Here is a 19,063-nt window from a genome sequence, read left to right on the forward strand (position 1 = left end):
GTTTTTTTTTAGCTCTTTTTTTGTGATATTAATTTGTTTACATGATTTTTTTTTAGTTAAATTTACAAATGTAAGATTAACACTTATTAACTAAAACCACTAACCAATCTTAACTAAACCATTATGATTACAAAACAAAAATTACTTTTGTATTGCAATTTTCTATTGCCAAAAACAAATTGGATTTTAGCAGTATTAATGCTATTATTTTCTGTTAATCAGATGTCTGCTCAAGGCAAAACGATAACAGGGGTTGTTACATCGGCGCAAGACAATCTTCCTTTGCCGGGTGTAAACATTATAATAAAAGGAACCAAAACAGTTGCTACAACTGGATTTGATGGAGAGTATTCGATTAAAGCATCAACAAATGATGTTTTAGTTTTTTCATTTATAGGATTTCAGAACAAAGAGATAGTCGTAGGAAGCCAGTCTAAAATTGATGTGGCTTTGGGCGAAGACACCAATAAACTTAACGAGGTAGTTGTTATTGGTTACGGAACTCAAAAGAAATCAGATTTAACAGGTTCTGTAAGTGTTGTTAATTTAGAATCGGCTAAAAAAGTAGTTACGTATGATGCTGCAAAAATGCTTCAAGGACAAGTGCCAGGTGTTACTGTACAATCTTCAGGAGAACCCGGAGGTTTTGTGAATGTGAAGATTAGAGGTATAACTTCATTTAGCAACAATAATCCACTTTTTGTAATCGACGGAATTATGGTCGATTCACCTTATGATTTTGCTCCAGGAGAAATTGAATCAATGCAGGTTTTAAAAGATGCATCATCGGCTGCTATTTATGGTGTGCGCGGTGCAAATGGTGTTGTAATTATTACGACTAAAAAAGGAAAACAAGGCAAAATGGACATTAAGTTCAAGTCTATTGTAGGTCTTCAAAATGTTGCTAAAAAATGGGATGTTACCGATCGAGTTGGGTATCAGAAAATTACTAGCGAGGCTGAAAGAAATAGAGATATTAGAGCAGGTGTTCCTGTAAGTATTGCTCCAGGAAATGATCCAAATAGTCCATCGTACATATCGAATGTAAATACAGATTGGCAAAAAGAATCTTTTCAGACGGGTGTTGTACAAAATCAAGCCTTGACATTTACAGGAGGTGCAGAAAGTATTGCTTACAGCTTTAATGTTGACTATTTTAAAAATACAAGTTACATTAAAACACCTCAGGACTATGAAAGATTGTCTACCAATTTAAATTTAAATGGTAAAAAAGGAAAATTTAAATATGGTGCAAAAATAGCTTATACACAATCTGATAAGGAAATTTTTAATGAATACAATGCAGGTCAAACGGTTGTAAGTGATATTTTAGGAGCTATTCCGACTATGCCAGTTTATGATGCAAATAGACTTGGCGGTTATGGAGGTACAGACAACCTGACTCAGAGAGCAATTTCTATGAACCCTATTGGATACAACAATCTGATTGATAATAATGGAAAAAGAAATCGCTTCATTGGAGATGTTTGGGGAGAAGTCGAAATCGTAAAAGGTCTTAAATACAAACTGGATGTAAGTTATGACAGAACGGACTGGGAAAATAGAAAATTTATTCCGCCAAGTGATTTAGGATGGTATTATATTACTACAAATGACGAAGCATCTCTAGATGTTGAAACAGGAAACGAATTAAGAACGTTTTTGAATAATTTGCTAACTTATGAAGTGACTCTTGGTAAGCATAAAATTGATGCTCTTGCAGGTTGGATTCAGGAAAAAAGAGATTATCACAGATACAATATGAGAGGTGTAGGTTTTACGCCAAACGACATTCCGATGCTTCAATATGCAGATGCTAGAAATGCATCCGAATATAAATTTACGATTACAGGAATATCATATATCAGTAGATTAAATTATGCTTACGATGACCGTTATTTATTGCAGGCTAATTTTAGACAAGATAAAACGTCTCTTTTCAGTGAGAAAAATAATTCGGCAAATTTTTACTCTTTTTCCGGAGGATGGAAAATTAGCAACGAAAAATTCTGGACATTGCCAGAATGGATAAGCAATATTAAACTTAGAGGAGGTTACGGGACATTAGGAAATAATACCATTTCGCAATATTTCTTTGCTTCAACCGTAAACAGTTTTGCAGGTTATGATTTTAATAATGAACTTGCCCCAGGAACAACTGTAGTTGCGGCCCTTGACCCGAATGTAAAATGGGAAAAATCTACAAACTCAAATGTGGGTATCGAATTAGGTTTTTTAAACAATGATTTACAGTTTACAGCAGAATACTTTGTAAAAAAATCAGATGATTTATTGTTAGGAGTTCCGCTTCCGTTTTCTACAGGTGCATTTCCGGCAAGTGTTACCACAAATGCGGGATCAATGAAAAATTCAGGGGTTGAGTTTACAGCAGCTTACAGCAATCATCATCATAAATTTAAATATGATATTTCTGCAAACTTTGGAACACTGAAAAATGAAGTTACTAAAATCGGTGTAAACGGAAATCCGATCTACGGAGCAGTTTCTAAAACTGAAGTAGGAAGATCTGTTGGCGAAATGTTTGCTTGGGAAGCAATTGGAATTTTCCAAAATGCAGCTGAAGTTGCGGCTTCTCCAACACAAACCGGTGCAGCTCCTGGAGACGTGAAATTTAGAGATGTAAATGGCGACGGAATAATTACAGATGCAGATAGAACTTTCCAAGGAGTAACAATTCCTAAATATGGCTTCGGATTTAATTTCAGTGCTTCTTATTCTAACTTTGATTTCTCAATGTTTTGGCAGGGAGCAGGAGGTAACAAAGTATTTAATGCGATGTACCGCAATTTAATGATCGGACAATATACAAATCATCATACAGATGAGTTAAATTATTGGACACCAACTAATACCAATACAAATATTCCAGCTCCAGTTATTGGAGATCCAAATGGAAACAGCAGAGATTCAAACAGATTTATTGAAAGCGGCGATTATGTGAAGCTGCAAACAATGGAAATCGGTTATAACATTCCGATAAAAGATAAATTTATTGAAAAGGCTAAGGTTTACCTAAATGGTCAAAATCTGTTGATTATCTCTAAATATAAAGGATATGATCCTGACTTTAACAGTGACGGATTACTTTCAAGAGGATATGATGCAGGATCTTTTCCAAATCCAAGAACAATTTCTTTAGGAGTAGAAGTGAGCTTCTAACCAGGTCTAACCATTAAAACGTATTAAAATGAAATCTAAATTTTTTAGCTATATAACCGTTTTCCTTTCACTAGCCTTGGTAACCACAAGCTGTGTGGATAACGAAGATTTGACTCAACTAGATCCAAACAATGATTCAGTCGATAACTTTTGGAAAACAGATGAAGATGCATTGCAAGGTGTAAATGCTGCTTACGGAAGTTTACTGACAGACGGAACTTACATGAGAAGTACACCATTATTGCTGGACGCAAAAGCAGATGATTCTCGTACAAACAGCCCTTGGGCTTCAATGTACAATGTGGGGCACTTTAACTCAAACGTTGCAGATGCAGCGATTTATGGGTGGGCTTACGAAACCTATTATCAAGGTATTTACCGTGCCAATCAAGTGTTGACAAATGTACCCGGAATTGAATTTGAAGACGAAGCTTTAAAAAACAGGATTATAGGACAAGCTTATTTCTTAAGAGGATTGTATTTTTTTCATGCAGTAAACATGTTTAAGAATGTGCCTCTTCCAACAGATTTAGCGGTTTATTATCCTCAAAAAACACAAGAGGAAGGCTGGGCGCAAGTTATTGCAGATTTTAAAGCAGCAGCAGAATTACTTCCAAATTCTTATGTTGGCATTTCAGGATTAGATGCAGGACAAAAAGGACGTGCAACTAAAGGTGCTGCGTTAGGATATTTAGGAAAAGCCTATTTGTTTACAAAAGATTTTACAAATGCAAAAACAACTTTTAAGCAAGTAATAGATTTAGGGGTGTATTCTTTGGTAACAAATTACCGTGATAACTTCACAACAGCAAACGAAAACAATTCAGAATCTCTTTTTGAAGTACAATTTAGCCGTGATGCTGGAGGTGTTGATTTAGGTTGGGGTGGTGCTCCCGCTTCTGGATGGGGAAAAACATCTGCAAGAGCTATTACCTATGCACCACGTGCTTTTGGATGGACAGACGTTCAGCCAACTTGGGCATTGTTTAATGAATTTCACGATGAAAAAACAAAAACAGGAGAGCTTGATCCTCGTTTAGATGCTACTATTTTCTACAATAAGCCAGGAGGAATGCAATTGTACGGAAAAGATTTTGCCACATTCTATGCTTCAAGTCCAGCCGATTTAAATGATTTATTCTGCAGAAAGTACCAAAACTCTGACGGACAATTTGCAGACGAATACGATTGGCGTTCGGGAATCAATGAGCGTTTATTAAGATATGCCGATATTCTTTTGATGTATGCCGAATGTTTAAATGAAACAGGAGATACGCAAGGAGCTTATACTTATATTCAAATGGTAAGAGACCGAGTTAATCTTCCTGATTTAGCAACTGCGAAACCTGGAATGTCTCAAGCACAGATGAGAGAACAGATTGGGCATGAAAGATTTTTAGAATTCCCTCTTGAAGGACACCGTTTTGATGATATCCGTCGTTGGGGATGGCTTCAGGATCCTACTAAATTAGCTTGGTTAAAAGCAAGAGATGCAGAATTTAATTCTTATACAGCAGGAAGAGAATATTTCCCAATTCCACAATTAGAAATGGATAACAACCCGGGAACAATCCAAAACGACAGTTATTAAGTTTACAGTCTGGGCTTCAGTCGCAGTCTCACTGTATACTGGAACTGAAAAACAAAGACTAAAAATATTTTTGAGTTAGTTAAATACCTAATATCATGTGAAGGTGTGGATTCTTCACATGATATTATGCCTTAGAATTTGGAATACAAGAGAATTAATTTTTAACAGTAACTAAAATTAGAACAATGAAAACAATTACAAGTTTGGTTTTATTAGCGATATTATTTGGGAGTTGTCAAAATGAAGATATTGTCCTAACAGAAGAAGTAGCAACAGTTGTTAATGCTCAGGATTCACAGGTTACCAATTCAACAGCTAAAACAGTCAGCGGAAATGTGCCATCGCATGATCCAAGTACAATTGTAAAAAGTGGTGTTAATTATTATGTTTTTACTACAGGAGATAATATACCAGTAACATATTCTACAAATTTAACCAGCTGGGCATGGGGAACATCGGTGTTTTCATCAACGCCAAGTTGGATTACAGGATATGTTCCAGGATTCGTTAAAACCTTTTGGGCACCAGATGTTGCTTGGTTTAATAACAGGTGGAATATGTATTATTCCTGTTCGACATTTGGGTCAGCAACATCAGCTATTGGATTGGTTACAACACCAGCCATTTCGCAAAGTGCAGGAACAACATGGACAGATAGAGGTGTTGTCGTTTCTTCTTCATCAGCATCAGATGTTAATGCAATCGATCCGTCAATTTTAGTAGACGGAAGCAATGTCTATATGGCTTATGGTTCATGGCACGCAGGTATTGGCGTAATTCAAATTAATCCTTCGACAGGAAAAACAACAGGAAGCAGAACCATTGTTGCGGGTGGAAACAGCGCATCTTGGGAAGCTCCTTGTTTAATTAAAGAAGGAAGTTATTATTACTTATTTGTAAACCGAGGAACTTGCTGCAATGGAGTGAACAGCACCTATTATATTGTAGTTGGACGTTCTACAAGTCCGTTTGGACCTTTTGTGGATAAAAACGGAGTGTCTCTAAAAAGCGGCGGCGGAACGACCGTTTTGGCCTCACAAGGAAATTATATCGGTCCAGGGCATTTGTCCAGAATTACAGGAACTCAAAAAGGAGCTGTTCATTATTATGACGGAGCCGACAACGGAAATCCAAAACTTGAAATTGTATACTTTACTTGGTCATCAGGATGGCCGACACTTTCTTATTAAAAAATTAAAATTCAGAGGAAAGTTTTCGGGCTTTCCTCTACAATAAAAACCACTATGAAAAAAGCACTTTTAATTACAATTCTTATTTCGTTTTGCAGTCAGCTGAATTTTGCGCAGACCACAATTACCATTAAAAATACGGCCGATGCGCCAACAATTGACAAAAATATTTACGGTCATTTTGCAGAGCATTTAGGTCGTTGTATTTACGGAGGATTTTTTGTTGGAGATACTTCGAAAATTCCAAATACAAAAGGAGTAAGAAATGATATTATTGCAGCTTTAAAAGATTTGAAAATTCCAAATTTAAGATGGCCAGGAGGCTGTTTCGCTGATACTTACCACTGGAAAGATGGAATCGGACCACAAGAACAAAGACCAACTATTGTAAACAAATGGTGGGGCGGTGTTACAGAAGACAACAGTTTTGGAACTCATGATTTCCTTAACATGTGTGAACTTTTAGGTGCGGAACCTTATTTATCTGGAAACGTAGGAAGCGGAACGGTTCAGGAATTGGCAGACTGGGTTCAGTATACGAACTTCAGCGGTAAAAGTCCGATGAGTGATTTACGTGCTAAAAATGGAAGAAAAGAACCTTGGAAAGTAAAATACTGGGGAATTGGAAATGAAGCTTGGGGATGTGGAGGAAATATGACGGCAGAATATTATGCAGGAGAATATCGTAAATATGCGACTTTCATGTCAGACTGGGAAAATACTGGAGGAATCACAAGAATTGCTTCTGGATCAAACAGTGCAGATTATAATTGGACAGAAGTTTTAATGAAAGGTATTCCGCTGAATATGTTAGGCGGAGTTGGAGTGCACCATTACGCTGTTATTGATTGGGGTAAAAAAGGAGACGACAGAAATTTTACTGAAGAAGGTTATTTCAAAACCATACAGTCAGCTTTAAAAATGGAAGAATTGGTTACCAAGCATTCCGCTATTATGGACAAGTACGATCCTGAGAAAAAAGTAGCCATGATTGTTGACGAATGGGGAGGCTGGTATGAAGTAGAAAAAGGAACTAATCCTGGATTTTTATATCAGCAAAATACAATGCGTGATGCAGTTTTAGCAGGAGCAACGCTGAATATTTTCAATAATCATGCAGATCGTGTTCGTATGGCCAATTTAGCGCAATGTGTGAATGTTTTACAAGCCGTAATCCTTACCGATAAAGCAAAAATGATTGTAACGCCAACCTATCATGTAATGAAAATGTACAGCGTGCATCAAGATGCAAAATTATTGCCAGTAAGTTTCGAATCACCATCATATACTTTTAATGGAGAAAAACTTCCTGCGGTTTCAGTGTCAGCATCCAAAGATAAAAACGGAGCGGTTCATATCTCATTGGTGAATGTGGATGCAAAAAACAAAAACAAAATTGAAATTGATGTAAAAGATTTAGGCGTGAAAAACTTCACAGGAACGGTTATAACATCGGCTAAATTGCAAGATTACAATTCATTCGAAAATCCGAATAAAATTGTTCCGACAGCTTTTAAAGGTTTCGAAAATAAAAAAGGAAAACTGGAAATCACGATTCCTCCTTTCTCAGTAGTTGTTTTAGAGGGAAAATAAAATTATAAAGATGAAAAAATCAAATTTCATTCTCCAAACCGTTTCATACATTGGACTTTTAGTTGTGACGCTTATTGTGATAAGCTGTTCCAAAGATGATCCAGCGGTAGAAACGCCAGATCCAGATCCTGTGGTGACACCTCCGGTGGTAACGCCAACATTTGCAGGGCCAACTTATGCAGATAATTATACTGCATTTGCAAGCTGGGCCAGTAGATCACAATGGAATCTGGCAAACGTACACGATCCGTCAGTCGAAAAATCGGGAGAATACTATTATATGTATCAAACCGATGCTTCGTATGGAAATGCGCATGATGGCAACGGACATTTTTTCTACAGAAGATCAAAAGATTTAATCAATTGGGAATTTATGGGACCTTCAATGCTTCAGGCTCCGGCTTGGGTAAAAGATTCTTTAAATAATAAAAGAGCCAGAATGAGTCCAGCACTTCCTCCGATAGAAAATCCAAATTATGGATTTTGGGCGCCATGCGTTCGAAAAGTAGGGAATGTTTTCAGAATGTATTACAGCATTGTGGTTACCAATCCAATTACAGGAACAGACACCAATACTTCTTGGACAGAACGTGCTTTTATTGGTTTGGCTGAAACAACAGATTTGGCTTCTAATAATTGGGTTGATAAAGGAATGGTAGTCTGTTCTGAACCAGACGGCGTAAAAAGTTATGTTAGAAACGGAGGAAACGATTGGGATGCTTATTTTAAATTCAACGCCATTGATCCGAGTTTTATTGAAACCCCAGAAGGCGAACAATATTTAATTTATGGTTCTTGGCATTCTGGGATCGCGGCTTTAAAACTAAATCCGACAACAGGAAAACCAGATAAATTAAAAACAATCGACGATTACGGAGTTCGAATTGCAGGACGAGGAAACGTAAATTTAAATCGCTGGCAAGCACTTGAGGGACCAGAAATTATCTACAATCCCGATACTCAATATTATTATCTGTTTTTGGCTTATGACGAATTATCGGTTGCTTATAACACGCGTGTAGCTCGTTCTAAAAATATTCTGGGTCCTTATGTAACCAATACTGGAATGAGTATAACAAACGGTGCAGAATGTTTTCCGTTGATAACGCATCCGTATCAATTTAAAAATCATACAGGTTGGGTTGGATTTGCGCACTGCGCTGTTTTTCAAAATCCAGAAACAAAACAATGGTTTTATGCTTCGCAGGCCCGTTTGCCAGAAGGAGTTGCGGGAATTGCGGTTTCAAATGCAGTCATGATGGGACATGTGCACGGAATTCAATGGACAGAAGACGGCTGGCCTGTAATAGAACCAGAACGTTATGCTGGAGTACCAACAACCACTTTTGCAGAAGGAAATCTGGTAGGAACTTGGGAACAAATTACCATGAATTACCAATACAAAACCATGCAGAAATCGGTTACGATTTATTTAACGGCCGACAAAAAAGTAAGTGGCGATATAACGGGAACTTGGTCTTACGATCCTGCCAAAAAAATCGCGACCATAAACGGAGTTAAATGTAATGTAATTGATGCATGGGATTGGGAATCGGCAACCAGAAAAGTGACTTTAAGTTACACCGGAATCAATAGTGCGGGCTTGGCTGTTTGGGGTAAAAAGATAAATTAGAAAGTTCCAATTTTTTAAATACCAAATTCCAATTCGAAATTAAAAATAAAATCTGCGCAATCTGCCAAATCTGCGAGAGAAAAAATAAGCCACAAATTAAAAAAATCAATTTAATCTGTGAAATCTGTGGCAAAAAAAAGTAACAAATGAAAAATCTATTTATAAACCTTTCTGTTTTGCTTTTATCGATTGCAGCAACTGCTCAATCGGTAAAATTCAACAACCCTATTATTACAGATAAGTATACAGGAGACCCTGCAGCATTGGTTTACAAAGACAAAGTGTATTTGTATGCAGGTCATGACGAAGCGCCAAACGATTTTAATTTTTATAAAATGAATGAGTGGCTGGTGTATTCTTCTTCTGACATGAAAAAATGGGAGTCCCATCCAGTGCCATTAAAAGTAACCGATTTTAAATGGGCAAAAAGTGATGCATGGGCTTCACAGGTAATAGAAAGAAACGGCAAATTTTATTGGTACGTAACGGTTGAACATGAAACTGTTTCAGGAAAATCGATTGGAGTTGCTGTTGCAGATAATCCGCTGGGGCCCTTTAAAGATGCATTAGGAAAAGCATTAATCACCAACGATATGACCAAATTTAGCGATATAAGCTGGGATGATATTGATCCAACGGTTTTTATCGATACTGATGGACAAGCATACCTTTTTTGGGGAAATACAGCTTGTCATTACGCTAAATTAAAAGAAAACATGACCGAAATAGACGGCGAAATTCATCACATAAAACTGCCAAATTTCACCGAAGCACCATGGATTCACAAACATAACGACTGGTACTATTTGTCATACGCTTATGAGTTTCCAGAAAAAATTGCCTACGCCATGAGCAAATCCATTACAGGGCCTTGGGAGTTTAAAGGAATTTTGAATGAATTAGCAGGAAACAGCAACACCAACCATCAATCCATAATTGATTTTAAAGGGCAATCTTATTTCATTTATCACAACGGAGCATCAAAACCAAACGGAGGAAGTTTTAGAAGATCTGTCTGTGTTGACAAATTATTTTATAACAAAGACGGAACAATGAAACGTGTCGTAATGACATCTGAAGGAATTCAATAGTTTTCAGTCAACCCAAAACTTAAATTTCTTATATCACTTATATGGTTTATAAAAATATAAAATATACAATTTCGGCTTTTCTGATGTTTACCGTTTCTGCGGTTATGGCGCAGGAAATTGTTGTACACGATCCTGTTGCTATCAAACAAAAAGATACCTATTATTTGTACTGCACAGGCAACGGAATCAGTGTTTTTAGTTCCAAAGATTTAAAAAAATGGAACAAAGAACCACAGATTTTTGCAGAAAAACCAGTTTGGGCTAATGGCGTTGCAGCTGATTTTAAAAATCATATTTGGGCGCCAGATATTTCATTCCACAACGGTACATATTATTTGTATTATTCTGTTTCGGCTTTCGCTAAAAACACTTCGGCAATTGGCGTTGCAACCAATACGACTTTAGATCCAAAAGATAAAAATTACAAATGGGTCGATCACGGTATTGTAATTCAATCTCAACCCAATCGAGACATGTGGAATGCCATTGACCCGAATTTGGTTTTTGATGAGAATAATACGCCTTGGCTTTCATTTGGTTCTTTTTGGGAAGGATTAAAATTGGTAAAATTAAATCCCGATTTAAAATCAATTGCAGAACCTCAAGAATGGCATACGATTGCAAAACGCAAAAGAAGTTTCGAATTAGCAGATTCAGATCCGGGAGACGGTGCGCTTGAAGCTCCTTTTATCTTTAAGAAAAACGGTTATTATTATCAATTTCTTTCTTGGGATTTATGCTGTCGCGGAGAAAAAAGCACTTACAAAGTGGTTGTTGGAAGAGCTAAAAATGTAACAGGACCCTATTTGGATAAAGATGGAAAACAACTCGATCAAGGTGGAGGAAGTTTAGTTGTTCAAGGTGATGAAAATTACTTTGGAGTAGGGCATAATAGCGCTTACACTTTTGACGGAAAGGACTATATGTTTTACCATGCTTATGAAAAGAAAACGAATGGAAAGCCAAGATTAGTGGTTAAAGAAATACAATGGGATACTGATTTGTGGCCTGTTTTAAAATAAATAAAATCATCAGCTACAGATTTTAGGATTAAAAAAATTAAAATAAATCAGCTCAATCTGTGGGAAACAAAAAAATAAACACATAGAAACATAGATTTTAAAAATGAATAAAGAGTTAAGAAAACAAATCTAGATTTGAACACATAGCTATGTTTTTTCTATAAAATGAAATGCCTTTTTACAGATAAAGCAAAACTATGATTCTATGTGTTTAAAAAATAATTACACCGAATAGTTCAGTATAAAACAATATAATGAAGAAATACAATTTACCAATTTTACCAATTTTCATATCACTTCTGATTTTAGTTTCCTGCAAAGAGACCAAAAACGATGTGGTGCAGAATAAAACATCTGTTTTAAAAGCAGGTTACGAAATAGAGCCAGTTAACATTCAAAATGTAAAACTGACCGATTCTTTTTGGCTTCCAATTATCAAAAGAGTGCAGGAAGTGACAATCGAATATGCGATTAAGAAATGTGATGAAGAAGGACGTTTTGAAAACTTTTTAATTGCTGGAAAACAAAAAGCTGGAAAAGTGAGAGGCGATATGCCTTTTGATGATACCGATGTTTATAAAATCATAGAAGGAGCATCAAATACTTTAATCAGTGCACCAAATCCGAAATTGGAAAGAGTTTTAGATTCGATGATTGCCATTGTAAAAATTGGTCAGGAACCAGACGGATATATTACCACTTGGAGAACGATAAATCCTGCAAAACCACCAGCACCTTGGGTTCCTGTAATTGAAGGAAAACGTTGGGAATCTTTGCAGATTAGTCATGAATTGTATAATCCAGGGCATTTAATTGAAGCGGCGATTGTGCATTACGAAGCAACAGGAAAGACCAATTTTCTTGACATTGCTATAAAAGCTGCCGATATGCTGGTACGAACTTTTGGAGATAATCCAGGACAGGTAAAAGGAGTTCCAGGACATCAGATTGTAGAAACGGGCTTAATAAAATTATACCAGATTACAGGAAAAGAAGATTATCTGAAATTGGCGAAATACTATTTGGACAATCGCGGCAATCCAAACAATCATAAATTATACGGAGAATATGCACAGGATCATATTCCTGTAATTCAGCAAAATGAAGCAGTCGGGCATGCTGTTCGTGCCGTTTATATGTATGCAGGAATGACTGATATTGTTGCCATGACCAAAGATAAAGCGTATGAAAATGCCGTAAATAATTTATGGAACAATATGGTCAATAAAAAAATGTACATCACAGGCGGAATCGGATCAAGACATGACGGCGAAGCTTTTGGAGCAAACTACGAATTGCCAAATCTAACTGCTTACAACGAAACTTGTGCTGCAATTGGTGATGTATATTGGAATCACAGATTGCATAATTTATACGGAAAAGCACAATATTTTGATGTGATCGAAAGAACCATGTACAACGGATTAATTTCGGGTATTTCGCTTGACGGAAAACAATTTTTTTATCCAAATGCCTTAGAAGCAGATGGTGTTTACAAATCAAATAGAGGTTCTTGCACGCGTCAGGCTTGGTTTGATTGTTCTTGCTGTCCGACTAATTTAATTCGTTTTATTCCATCAATTCCGGGATTGATTTATTCGAAAACTAAAAACGATTTATATGTGAATTTATATGCTTCAAACAACGCTTCTTTCACAATAGGAAAAACCGATTTACAGATTTCGCAACAGACTTCTTACCCTTGGGACGGAAAAGTGGGAATTTCAGTTAATCCGAAAAAAGAAGCCAAATTCACTGTTAAACTTCGTGTTCCGGGTTGGGCAAGAAACGAGGTTTTACCGGGAGATTTATATACATATAAAAAAGTTTCAACTCAAAAACCAACTATCAGCATAAACGGAGAAACATTGGCAATTCAGCCTGAAAAAGGCTATTTCAATGTTACCAGAAACTGGAAAAAAGGAGACAAAATCGCTCTCAATTTCCCGATGGAAGTTCAGGAAGTTGAAACCAATTCTAAAGTAGAGACAAACAAAAACAAAGTTTCTTTAGAATATGGTCCATTAGTATATGCAGTTGAAGAAATTGATAATAAAAACAATTTCGATAAGATCGATATTTCATCTTCGGACACTTTCAAAGTGAGAAAAGAAGCAAACTTATTACAAGGCGTAAATGTAATCGAAAATTCAAAATTCAAAGCCATTCCCTATTATTCATGGTCAAACCGTGGCGTTGGAAAAATGAAAGTGTGGATTGATTTTAAAGACTGAATTTCTCACAAATAAATTAAACTCAAACAAACCAATATAACATGCAAACAAACATATTAAAAAATTGGGCACTTTTAGCCGTTGTTTTTGTAAGTGTTTCTTCCTGTACTGATAAAAAAGCAGAAAAAGAGCTGTCTAAAAAAGAAGTGACTACTACAAAAACAACCTTAACCAACAAACCTATAGTGTTGCAAAGAGCAGATCCTTTTATCTACAAGCATACAGATGGGTATTACTATTTTACAGGATCGGTACCAACCTACGACGCTATAGAGTTAAGACGTGCAAAGTCTATTGATGAACTTCAAAATGCCGAAACCTTTAGAGTATGGGAAAAACATAAAAGCGGACCAATGAGCCGTCATGTTTGGGCTCCTGAAATTCATTATTTAGATGGAAAATGGTATGTGTATTTTGCAGCAAGCGAAGAAAATGATATTTGGAAATTAAGACCTTATGTCTTGGAATGTACAGGTCAAGATCCTCTGCATGATAAGTGGATCGAATTGGGGCAAATGCAGGCAGCTGACGCAGATCCAAAAAGCTTTACCGATTTTTCTCTGGACGGAACGGTATTCGAACATAAAAATAAACGCTATTTCTGTTGGGCAGAAAAAACAGGCGGGCAGTTCGCAGCTTCTAATTTGTATTTAGCCGAAATGGAATCTCCTGTAAAACTAAAAACTGTTCAATTCATGCTAACGACTCCAGATTATGATTGGGAACGCATAGGTTTTTGGGTAAATGAAGGTCCTGCAGTTCTTAAACACAATGGGAAAATTTACATTACTTTTTCGGCAAGTGCTACCGGTTCTTGTTACAGTATGGGAATGATGGAAGCAGATGAAAATGCTGATTTACTGGATAGAAATTCTTGGAAAAAATCTAGATATCCAGTCTTGAAAACCAATGAAGCAAAACATATTTATGGGCCAGGGCATAACTCATTTACAGTAGATGAAAACGGAGAACCATTAGTAATTTATCATGCAAGGGATTACGAAAAAGCCGTTGGTGATCCAAAAGTTGTGCCTGCGACAGATAAAAGACCGTTGAAAGAAATTATTGCAGATCCGTTATATGATCCTAATCGTCATGCGAGAATGATGAAATTAAAATTTGATAAAAACGGTACACCAATATTCGAATTTAACTAAGTTGATTAAGATTTCTTATCTAATTCTGCGACTGTTTTAATGATTAAGATGAAATAATCGCAACATTATAAATGTAACATTGACATTTATTTTTTGTTTTGAGCTTAAATCTTTGTTTTGATGCATTTTTAGTAAAAATTAAGGAGCAGAATTTTATTAAGTGTTTTTTGTACACTTATAAAATTTTAATAATTATATTTGTCAATATTTTAAAAATAAAATACGAATGAAAAATTATGTAATAGGATTGGACTACGGAACAGATTCTGTTCGTGCGGTGCTTATTGATACAGAAAATGGGCAGGAGCTAGCATCAAATGTTTCTCATTACAAAAGATGGAAAAACAAACAATATTGTGACGCTTCTATAAACCAATTTCGTCAGCATCCTTTGGATCATATCGAAGGATTAGAAATTACGATTCAAAACGTTGTAAAAGAAAGTAAAGTAGATCCTTCATTAGTAAAAGGAATTTGTATTGATACAACGGGATCATCTCCAGTTCCAGTTACAAAAGATGGAACGCCATTGGCTTTGACAAAAGGTTTTGAAGAAAATCCGAATGCCATGATGGTATTATGGAAAGATCATACTTCGATTAATGAAGCAAACGAAATCAACGAACTAGCAGTAAGCTGGGGCGGAGAAGACGTGACCAAATACGTTGGAGGAATTTATTCTTCTGAATGGTTTTGGGCAAAAATTCTTCACATTGCAAGACAAGATGAAGCGGTTCGTAATGCAGCGCACACATGGATGGAGCATTGCGATTTAATGACGTATTTGTTAATTGAAGATAAAGATTTAAAAACATTTAAAAGAAGCCGTTGCGCCGCAGGACACAAAGCAATGTGGCATGCAGACTGGAACGGATTACCACCAGTTGAATTCTTAGAAAAATTACATCCGTATTTAGCGCAACTTCGCGGTAATTTATACGATGAAACGTATACATCAGATTTAGTTGCTGGAAATCTAAGCAATGAATGGGCAGAACGTTTAGGGCTTTCAACAGAAACAGTTGTGGCTGTTGGAACTTTCGACGCGCATTCTGGTGCAGTTGGAGCTAAAATCGAAGAAAATACTTTAGTTCGCGTTATGGGAACTTCAACTTGTGATATCCTAGTTGGTTCTTATGATGAAGTGGGAACCAAAACCGTTCGCGGAATCTGCGGACAAGTTGACGGTTCAGTTATTCCAGGCTTTATTGGTTTAGAAGCAGGACAATCTGCTTTTGGAGATTTATTGGCTTGGTACAAAGAACTTTTAATGTGGCCGACAGAACATTTATTAGGTTCTTCATCTGTTTTAAATGAAGAACAAAAAGAACAATTGAGAGAAGAATTCAGCGATAAATTAATTGTTGAATTAACGAAAGAAGCAGAGAAAATTCCAGTTTCAGAAAGTCTTCCAATTGCTTTGGATTGGATTAACGGGCGACGAACTCCAGATGCCAATCAGGAATTAAAAAGCGCTATTTCGAACCTTTCTTTAGGAACAAAAGCACCTCATATTTTCAAAGCTTTAGTTAACGCCATTTGTTTCGGAGCGAAGAAAATTGTTGATCGTTTTGAAGAAGAAGGAGTAAAAATCGACAGCGTAATCGGAATCGGAGGTGTTGCTCGTAAATCGCCTTTTATCATGCAGACTTTGGCTAACGTATTGAACAAGCCAATTAAAATTGCAGCTTCAGACCAGACACCTGCTTTAGGTGCAGCAATTTACGCAGCGGTTGCAGCAGGAATTTATCCAAACGTAATCGAAGCAAGCCAAAAAATAGGAAGCGATTTTGATGGAGAATATTTCCCTCAGACAGATAAAGTTGAAGCGTATCATAAACTGCTTTTAGGATACGAAAAATTAAGTGCTTTTGCAGATCCAAACTTAAAAATATCGCAACATGAGCTCTCTTTATAAAGATTTAAAACAAGAATGTTACGAAGCCAACATGCAGTTAAATGCATTGAATTTGGTGGTGTATACTTTTGGAAATGTAAGCGCTGTGGATAGAAAAAATGGTGTTTTTGCAATTAAACCAAGTGGCGTTCCTTACGAAGATTTAAAACCTGAAGATATTGTAATTGTCGATTTTGATAACAATGTTATTGAAGGCACAATGCGCCCGTCTTCAGATACTAAAACGCATGCTTATTTGTACAAACATTGGCCAAATATTGGCGGAGTGGCACATACGCACGCAACCTATTCTGTTGCCTGGGCACAATCGCAGCAAGATATTCCTATTTTCGGAACAACGCATGCCGATCACTTAACAGCTGATATTCCGTGTGCGCCCCCGATGGCAGATCACTTAATTGAAGGAAACTACGAACACAATACCGGAATTCAGATTCTAGATTGTTTCAAAGAAAAAAATCTTTCTTACGAAGAAGTAGAAATGGTTTTAATTGGAAATCACGGTCCGTTTGCTTGGGGAAAAAATGCAGCAAAAGCCGTTTACAACAGTAAAGTTCTAGAAGTGGTTGCCGAAATGGCGTACCTGACTTTGCAAATAAATCCAAACGCGCCAAGATTAAAAGATTCCTTAATAAAGAAACATTACAACCGCAAACACGGAAAAGATTCGTATTACGGACAGTGATAAAGTTTGGTTTCAGGTTTCAGGTTTTTTTGTTTCAAGTTGTTGGAACGTGAAACTTGGAACGTGAAAAATGAAAGAGACAAAACAAAAATAATAACATAACAATAAGATTTTCCGCATTTCAGAACCTGAAACCTGAAACAAAGAAAACTTGAAACAAAATAACAAAATGATAGACATTTCTCAAAAAGAAGTATGGTTTGTAGTAGGAAGCCAGGAATTATACGGTGAAGAAACATTAAGAAAAGTAGCAGAACATTCTCAGATAATTGCAAAAGGATTAGACGCTTCATCTAGTATTCCAGTAAAAGTGGTTTACAAAGATGTGGTAAAATCTCCATCTCAAATATTAGATGTTTGTTTGGCTGCGAATTCGGCTAAAAACTGTATCGGAATTATTGCCTGGATGCACACTTTCTCTCCAGCAAAAATGTGGATTGGTGGTTTAAATATCCTTAAAAAACCATTATGCCATTTACATACACAATACAATGCTGAAATTCCGTGGGGAAGCATCGACATGGATTTCATGAACTTGAACCAATCGGCTCACGGAGATCGTGAATTTGGTTTCATTATGTCTAGATTACGTAAAAAACGTAAAGTTGTGGTTGGACATTGGGAAGATCAAAGAGTTCAAAAACAATTAGGAATTTGGTCTAGAGTTACTCTTGGATGGGATGAACTTCAAAACCTAAAAGTAGCTCGTATTGGAGACAATATGCGTGAAGTTGCCGTTACAGAAGGAGATAAAGTAGAAGCTCAAATTCGTTTCGGAATGTCTGTAAACGGATATGATTCTTCAGATGTTACAAAACATATCGAGAAAGTTACAGACAAACAATTAGCTGATTTATTAGCAGTTTATGAGTCTTCTTATAACTTAACTGATTCTTTAAAAGAAGGCGGAGCACAAAGAAGTTCATTAGTTGAAGCAGCAAAAATTGAATTAGGATTAAGAGCTTTCCTTGAAGAAGGAGGATTTGGAGCTTTTACAGATACATTTGAAAACCTTGGAGTTTGGAAACAATTACCAGGAATCGCAACACAAAGATTAATGGCCGATGGTTATGGTTTTGGTGGAGAAGGAGACTGGAAAACAGCTGCAATGGTTAGAGCTTTAAAAGTAATGTGTGTTGGTTTAGAAGGCGGAACTTCTTTCATGGAAGATTACACTTACCACTTCACACCACAAAAATCATACGTTTTAGGTTCTCACATGTTGGAAATTTGTCCATCAATCGCAGACGGAAAACCTTTTTGCGAAGTTCACCCGTTAGGAATTGGAGGAAAAGAAGATCCAGCTCGTTTGGTATTCAACTCACCTGCAGGTGACGCAATCAATGTTTCTTTGGTGGATATGGGAACTCGTTTCCGTTTAATTGTGAACGAAGTGGAAGCTGTAAAGCCAATGGCAGAATTACCAAAACTTCCTGTTGCTAGAGTTTTATGGGATTGCAAACCAAATTTAGAAGTGGCAGCAACAGCTTGGATTTTAGCTGGTGGAGCGCACCATACAGTTTACAGTCAATCAATCACAACAGAATATATGGAAGATTTTGCTGATATTGCCGGAATCGAATTATTGGTAATTGATGAAAAAACAACGGTAAGAGACTTTAAAGATAAAATTAATGCAAACGAGGCATACTATCATTTGTTTCAGCATGGACTATAAATTAGTCAAAAGTCGAAAGTCATAAAGTCCGAAAGTTTTAGTTACTTTGAAGAAAAGACTTTATGACTTTTGACTTTAAAACTTTACTAAC

General features: G+C 36.4%; 12 protein-coding genes. All 12 read left to right on the plus strand.

Annotated elements, in window-relative coordinates:
- Positions 1-123 precede the first annotated feature (123 nt).
- The 12 genes from M0M44_RS05795 (at position 124) to araA (ending at position 18,972) form a co-directional block, all read left to right on the plus strand.
- Positions 124-3,180: a SusC/RagA family TonB-linked outer membrane protein gene (locus tag M0M44_RS05795; protein ID WP_248728922.1), complete on the plus strand. Its 3,057-nt coding sequence runs from the start codon at positions 124-126 to the stop codon at positions 3,178-3,180.
- 28 nt (positions 3,181-3,208) lie between these two features.
- Positions 3,209-4,771 (plus strand): RagB/SusD family nutrient uptake outer membrane protein, encoded by a 1,563-nt coding sequence (locus M0M44_RS05800; protein WP_248728923.1) that lies wholly within the window; start codon positions 3,209-3,211, stop codon positions 4,769-4,771.
- 185 nt (positions 4,772-4,956) lie between these two features.
- A complete protein-coding gene (locus tag M0M44_RS05805) occupies positions 4,957-5,961 on the plus strand; it encodes an arabinan endo-1,5-alpha-L-arabinosidase (RefSeq protein ID WP_248728924.1) in 1,005 nt (334 codons plus the stop codon).
- A 54-nt stretch (positions 5,962-6,015) separates the two neighbouring features.
- Positions 6,016-7,554, plus strand: a complete 1,539-nt coding sequence (locus M0M44_RS05810) for an alpha-N-arabinofuranosidase (protein WP_248728925.1) — start codon at positions 6,016-6,018, stop codon at positions 7,552-7,554.
- A 10-nt stretch (positions 7,555-7,564) separates the two neighbouring features.
- Positions 7,565-9,187: an arabinan endo-1,5-alpha-L-arabinosidase gene (locus M0M44_RS05815; protein WP_248728926.1), complete on the plus strand. Its 1,623-nt coding sequence runs from the start codon at positions 7,565-7,567 to the stop codon at positions 9,185-9,187.
- Positions 9,188-9,333: 146 nt separating this feature from the next.
- Complete coding sequence (locus M0M44_RS05820; protein WP_248728927.1) at positions 9,334-10,278, plus strand: glycoside hydrolase family 43 protein; 945 nt, start codon at positions 9,334-9,336, stop codon at positions 10,276-10,278.
- Positions 10,279-10,319: 41 nt separating this feature from the next.
- Positions 10,320-11,300, plus strand: a complete 981-nt coding sequence (locus M0M44_RS05825; RefSeq protein WP_248728928.1) for an arabinan endo-1,5-alpha-L-arabinosidase — start codon at positions 10,320-10,322, stop codon at positions 11,298-11,300.
- 254 nt (positions 11,301-11,554) lie between these two features.
- On the plus strand, positions 11,555-13,534 hold the full coding sequence (locus tag M0M44_RS05830; protein WP_248728929.1) for a glycoside hydrolase family 127 protein: 1,980 nt from the start codon (positions 11,555-11,557) through the stop codon (positions 13,532-13,534).
- 41 nt (positions 13,535-13,575) lie between these two features.
- Positions 13,576-14,691, plus strand: a complete 1,116-nt coding sequence (locus M0M44_RS05835) for a glycoside hydrolase family 43 protein (protein WP_248728930.1) — start codon at positions 13,576-13,578, stop codon at positions 14,689-14,691.
- A 226-nt stretch (positions 14,692-14,917) separates the two neighbouring features.
- Positions 14,918-16,609 (plus strand): ribulokinase, encoded by a 1,692-nt coding sequence (locus M0M44_RS05840; protein WP_248728931.1) that lies wholly within the window; start codon positions 14,918-14,920, stop codon positions 16,607-16,609.
- On the plus strand, positions 16,593-17,294 hold the full coding sequence (locus M0M44_RS05845; RefSeq protein ID WP_248728932.1) for an L-ribulose-5-phosphate 4-epimerase: 702 nt from the start codon (positions 16,593-16,595) through the stop codon (positions 17,292-17,294). Before M0M44_RS05840 ends, M0M44_RS05845 begins: the two co-directional genes overlap by 17 nt.
- 169 nt (positions 17,295-17,463) lie before the next feature.
- Complete coding sequence (gene araA / locus M0M44_RS05850; RefSeq protein WP_248728933.1) at positions 17,464-18,972, plus strand: L-arabinose isomerase; 1,509 nt, start codon at positions 17,464-17,466, stop codon at positions 18,970-18,972.
- The last annotated feature ends 91 nt before the right edge of the window (positions 18,973-19,063 follow it).

Source organism: Flavobacterium humidisoli, assembly GCF_023272795.1.
GTDB classification, from domain to species: domain Bacteria; phylum Bacteroidota; class Bacteroidia; order Flavobacteriales; family Flavobacteriaceae; genus Flavobacterium; species Flavobacterium humidisoli.